3 protein-coding genes and 1 pseudogene are annotated in these 5,495 nt (G+C 62.0%); all 4 read left to right on the top strand.

What is annotated here, in order from left to right; genetic code table 11:
* Positions 1 to 341: 341 nt before the first annotated feature.
* Positions 342 to 1,970, top strand: coding sequence for an ABC transporter substrate-binding protein (locus tag AHiyo1_RS02725; RefSeq protein ID WP_059387532.1), 1,629 nt, complete (start codon positions 342 to 344; stop codon positions 1,968 to 1,970).
* Positions 1,971 to 2,085: 115 nt separating this feature from the next.
* Positions 2,086 to 3,173, top strand: a pseudogene (locus AHiyo1_RS02730) (ABC transporter permease).
* A 1-nt stretch (position 3,174) separates the two neighbouring features.
* Positions 3,175 to 4,209: an ABC transporter permease gene (locus tag AHiyo1_RS02735; protein WP_059387533.1), complete on the top strand. Its 1,035-nt coding sequence runs from the start codon at positions 3,175 to 3,177 to the stop codon at positions 4,207 to 4,209.
* Positions 4,206 to 5,495: ATP-binding cassette domain-containing protein (locus AHiyo1_RS02740; protein ID WP_059387534.1), on the top strand; the 1,290-nt coding region annotated here is incomplete at its 3' end. The genes AHiyo1_RS02735 and AHiyo1_RS02740, both read left to right, overlap by 4 nt.

Below are 5,495 nucleotides of genomic sequence, written 5' to 3' on the forward strand. Positions count from 1 at the left end.
ATCGTGCTCTACCAAGCACCCGTGTCCTCGGCCAGGCAACTATCGACGTCGCCCGGTCGCTTCAGCGCGCGGAACTCTAAGCCCGGCCGCGCTCCGCAGCGGGTGAATCCGGGTCCGCAAGACTGTTAGCGCTAACGGGCCTGTTTCATCAGCGTCCAGTGCGGCCTGCCGCTTTCCCCTAGCCGAGTATGCGCCAAAAGAAAAGTAAATTTTGTGTCTCAACTCACAAAATCAAACGTTTCACCAGAAAAGCTTCTGATTGAATCGTGGAGTCAGGAGTATGCGCTCCTAAGAAATTACCGACGGCGGTTCGCCGTATCCATCGAACAGAAAGTTCACTGATGGCATTGAACAAAAAAGCCTTGCGAAGCGCTATCGCGTTCGCGGGCATCTCCGTATTCGCTTTGACGGCCTGCACGGGCCCGGCGGGCGGCGGCGGTTCAGCTTCCTCAGCTGCCAGCGGTCCGATCGCTTATGGCACCACCGATAAGGTGACCGCACTCGATCCCGCCGGCTCGTACGACAACGGTTCCTTCATGGTGATGAACCAGGTCTATTCCTTCCTCCTCAACTCGAAGCCAGGAAGCGCCGACCCCGTTCCGGACCTGGCAGCGTCGGCGTCGTTCACGTCGCCCACCGAGTACACCGTCAAGCTGAAGCCCGGACTCAAGTGGGCCAATGGCCACACGCTGGACTCCACCGACGTCAAGTTTTCCTTCGACCGCCAGCTCAAGATCAACGACCCCGCTGGTCCGGCAAGCCTGCTCGAAAACCTGGACAGCGTCACCACCCCGGACGCCAACACGGCCGTTTTCAAGCTGAAGCTCGCCAACGACCAGACGTTCCCGCAGATCCTCAGCAGCCCGGCCGCGCCGATCGTGGACCACCAGGTCTTCCCGGCCGACAAGCTCCTTTCGGATGACGACATCATCAAGGCCAAGGCGTTCTACGGCCAGTACACGATCGACAGCTACAAGAAGAACGAGCTCATCAGCCTCAAGGCCTACCCTGACTACCAGGGTGTCCTGGGCAAGCCGGCCAACGACGCCGCAACGATCAAGTACTACGCCGAGCCGACCAACATGAAGCTGGACATCCAGCAGGGCAACATCGACGTTGCGAACCGAAGCCTCAGCGCCACCGACGTCGACGACCTCAAGAAGGACTCCAAGGTCAAGGTCAACGTTGGTCCCGGCGGCGAGATCCGCTACATCACGTTCAACTTCAACACCATGCCGTTCGGCGCCAAGGCAACCGGTGCAGACCCGGCCAAGGCACTTGCCGTGCGCCAGGCGATCGCCAACCTCGTTGACCGCCAGGCAATCGCCGACCAGGTCTACAAGGGCACCTACCTGCCGCTGTACTCCAACGTCCCCAGCGGTTTCCTGGGCGCCAACGAGTCGTTCAAGGATGCCTACGGCGACAACGGAAAGCCGAGCTTGGACAAAGCCAAGAAGGTTCTTTCCGATGCCGGGGTCAAGGACGTCGTCACGCTGAACCTCCAGTACAACCCGGACCACTACGGCAAGTCCTCGGGCGACGAGTACGCCATGATCAAGGACCAGCTCGAGAAGTCGGGCCTCTTCAAGGTGAACCTGCAGTCCACCGAATGGGTGACCTACAGCAAGGCCAGCCGCGCCGACGAGTACCCGCTCTTCCAGTTCGGTTGGTTCCCCGACTTCAGCGACCCCGACAACTACCTCACCCCGTTCTTCCCGAACGGCGGCTTCCTGAAGAACCACTTCAACGACCAGGCCGTGACCGACCTGATCAACAAGCAGCTGACCACCACGGACAAGTCGGCTCGCGAATCCACCATCAAGGACGCCCAGAACGCTCTGGCAAAGGACATTTCCACTTTGCCGCTGCTCCAGGGTGCCCAGGTTGCCATCTCGGCGAAGGGCGTGAACGGCGTCGACAAGACGCTTGACGCTTCCTTCAAGTTCCGACTGGGAACTATTTCAAAGTAAGCAGCCGGTAGGGGGAGGCGGGTGCCAACAGGTGCTTTGCCTCCCCTTATTGCTGATTGCCTCACATTTTGAGCAAAACCCCGCGCGATCCGCGGGCAATGAACTTTAGGTAGCAATGACAACACTTATAGAGGTGCCCGACGTCGAACCGGACGCGGTCGCTCCCAAGAGTAAATCAGCGGGCGGGGGTCTCGGCAGGTACATCGTGGTCAGGTTCTTCCTGATCATTCCCACGATCTTCATCCTCGTCACTCTGGTCTTCTTCCTCATGCGGGTCATCGGAGACCCCATCACCGCAGCCCAGGGCGGCCGGCTTCCCCCGGATGTTCTGGCGCAGCGAATCCACGACGCCGGTTACGACCGGCCGATCATCATCCAGTACTTCGAATACCTGGGCCAGTTGATCACCGGTAACTTCGGCACCACCATCACGGACCGGCGGCCCGTCGTCGAAATGCTGTCGACCTTCGGTGCAGCCACCCTTGAGCTCTCGATCAACGCGCTCATCGTGGCGCTCGCGGTCGGCATCCCGCTAGGCATGATCGCCGCGCAACGGCGCGACAAGGCGTCTGACGCTTTCCTTCGCTGCTTTGCCATCCTCTGCTACGCCACTCCGGTCTTCTTCTCCGGACTCCTGCTGAAGCTGACGTTCTCCGTTTGGCTCGGATGGCTCCCAGTGGCCGGTCGCGTATCCACCCGCACTGAGCTGACCATGGGCCAACTTGCCGCTCCCACCGGCATTTACTGGCTCGACGCCCTGCGCAGCGGCAATCTCACGGCACTCGGCGACGTCGTGTCCCACGCCGTTTTGCCCGCTATCGCGTTGGGCCTCCTGACCGCGGGTGTCTTCCTGCGACTCGTCCGGACAAACGTCATCGGGACCCTGGGCAAGGATTACGTCGAGGCCGGCCGTTCCCGCGGCGTCAGCGAGTTCCGACTCGTGACGAAGCACGCCTACAAGCCGGCGCTTATCCCCATCATCACCGTCATGGGCTTGCAGATCGCCTGATGCTCGGCGGAGCCGTACTCACCGAGACCACCTTCGAATGGAAGGGCCTTGGCTACCAGCTGGTCCAATACCTGAACGCGAGGGACTTCGTAGCGGTCCAGGGCATCGTGGTGCTGCTGGCCGTCATCGTCGCATTTACCAACTTCGTCGTGGACGTCGTCGCCGCGCTGATCGACCCGCGAGTGAGGTACTGACATGAGCACCGCAACAATTTCAGGACGGAAGAAGTCCTTCCTGTCCGCACTTCCTGTCATCTCCCACGTCAAAAAGAGCGTCGGCCTCCAGCGGGGCATGCTCATCACCGGGCTTGTGCTGACCGGGCTCTTCCTTCTTTCGACCGTGCTCGCGCCGTTCATCGCGCCGTACGGATATTCCCAGCTGAGTGACGCAACAGGCTCGTTCCCCACCCAGGAGGCTCCCGGCGGCAAGCACCTGCTCGGCACCACAGTCGGCGGCTATGACGTCCTCTCCCGCGTCCTGTGGGGTTCACAGACAGCGGTGACCGTGATCGTCGTCGCCGTCGTGATGTCCATCTTCCTCGGCGTGGCGCTGGGCCTCCTCAGTGGTTACTTCGGTGGCTGGCTGGACCGGGTGCTGGTAGTCATCGCCGATGCCATTTATGCCTTTCCTTCCCTGCTCCTGGCGATCGTCATGTCGATCGTCATCAGCCGTGGCCAGTCGAGCTTCTGGGGCGGCATCCTCGCCTGTTCCTTCTCGATCACCGTGGTGTTCGTTCCGCAGTATTTCCGCGTGATCCGGGCCGAAACCATCCGGCTCAAGGCCGAGCCATTCGTGGAATCGGCCATGGTCCTGGGCGCGTCCAGCCTCCGGATCATCACCCGGCACATCTTCAAGAACGCCACCAGGACGCTTCCATTGATGTTCACCCTGAACGCCTCCGAAGCGATCCTGACCCTTGCGGGCCTTGGCTTCCTGGGCTTCGGCATTGAACCGTCCTCGGCCGCCGAATGGGGCTTCGACCTCAACAAGGCCATGGCGGACGCGTCCTCCGGCATTTGGTGGACCGGCGTCTTCCCCGGTATCGCGATCGTCCTGACCGTGCTGGGGCTGACGTTGGTCGGCGAAAGCATCAACGACCTCAACGATCCCCGCCTACGCGGCCGGAAGCGTGCTGGAGGCAAGGCCTCCCGCTCCAAGGCCGCAGTTGGAACCGACGGCACGAACACAGGGGCCACCACCGCTCCTGAACCAGAAGCAGGTAAGGCATGACCACCAACATCGGCAACATTTCGGACCAGCCGCTGACATCCGGGCAGCCCGTCCTGGACATCGAACGGCTCAAAGTCACCTTTGCCACCGACAGCGGCGACGTCTACGCGGTCAAGGACGTCAGCCTCGAGGTCAAAGCCGGCGAAGTGCTGGCGATCGTAGGGGAGTCAGGTTCCGGCAAGACCGTCACGGCCAAGACCATTCTCGGCCTCCTCCCTGAAACGGCCATCAGCTCCGGGGCTGTGCTGATCAACGGCAACAACGTCATCAGCGTGAGCGCGTCCAAACTGCGCAAGATCCGTGGCCGCGACGTGGCCATGGTCTTCCAGGAGCCCTCAACGGCCCTGAACCCGGTGTTCACGGTTGGCTGGCAAATCGCCGAAGGCATCCGGGCACACGCCTCGGACGGACACCGCATCTCGGCCAAGGAGGCCAAGAAACGGGCCACCGAAGCCCTGCGGAAGGTGGGCATCCCCGATCCCGAAACCCGCGTCAACTACTATCCGCACCAGCTTTCCGGAGGCCAGAAGCAGCGCGTCGTCATCGCGGCCGCGCTTGCCTTGAACCCCGGTTTGATCGTGGCGGACGAACCGACGACGGCGCTGGATGTCACTGTCCAGGCCGAGATCCTTCAGTTGCTCCGGGACTTGCGGGACAAGTACGGCACCTCGATTGTGCTCATTACGCACAATATGGGCGTCGTGGCCGACCTGGCCGACCGGGTCGTGGTCATGTACCAAGGCGACGTCGTCGAAGAAGCCACCGCGAGGGTCCTTTTCGCCGAGCCGAAGCAGGACTACACCAAGAAGCTGCTGGCCGCTGTGCCGCACCTTGGCCGCAACTCAGCGTCCGAGGGGGCCACCGAACGGTTGCACCAGACCGGGAAGATCCTGGTCGAGGCCAAGAACCTCACCATCGAGTATCCGGGCCGCCTCGGCAAGCCCGGGTTCAAAGCCGTGGACAACGTCAGCTTCACGGTGTCCGAGAACGAGGTCTTCGGCCTGGTCGGCGAGTCCGGTTCGGGCAAGTCCACCATCGGTCGCGCCATCGCAGGCCTCAACAGGGCAACCGGCGGCAGCCTCAAGGTCCTTGGCTACGAAATGCTGGGATTCAAGGAGCACACGTTCAAGCCGCTGCGCAAGGACATCGGCTTCGTCTTCCAAGACCCGGCCGCCTCGTTCAACCCTCACCTGACCATCGGCGAGTGCGTCGCGGAACCGCTGCTGATCCATACCCACCCGAGCCCGGCCCAAGCACGCCTGCGCGTGGCGCAGTTGCTCGAATCG

It is taken from the genome of Arthrobacter sp. Hiyo1, from assembly GCF_001263615.2.
In the GTDB taxonomy this organism is placed as follows: domain Bacteria; phylum Actinomycetota; class Actinomycetes; order Actinomycetales; family Micrococcaceae; genus Arthrobacter.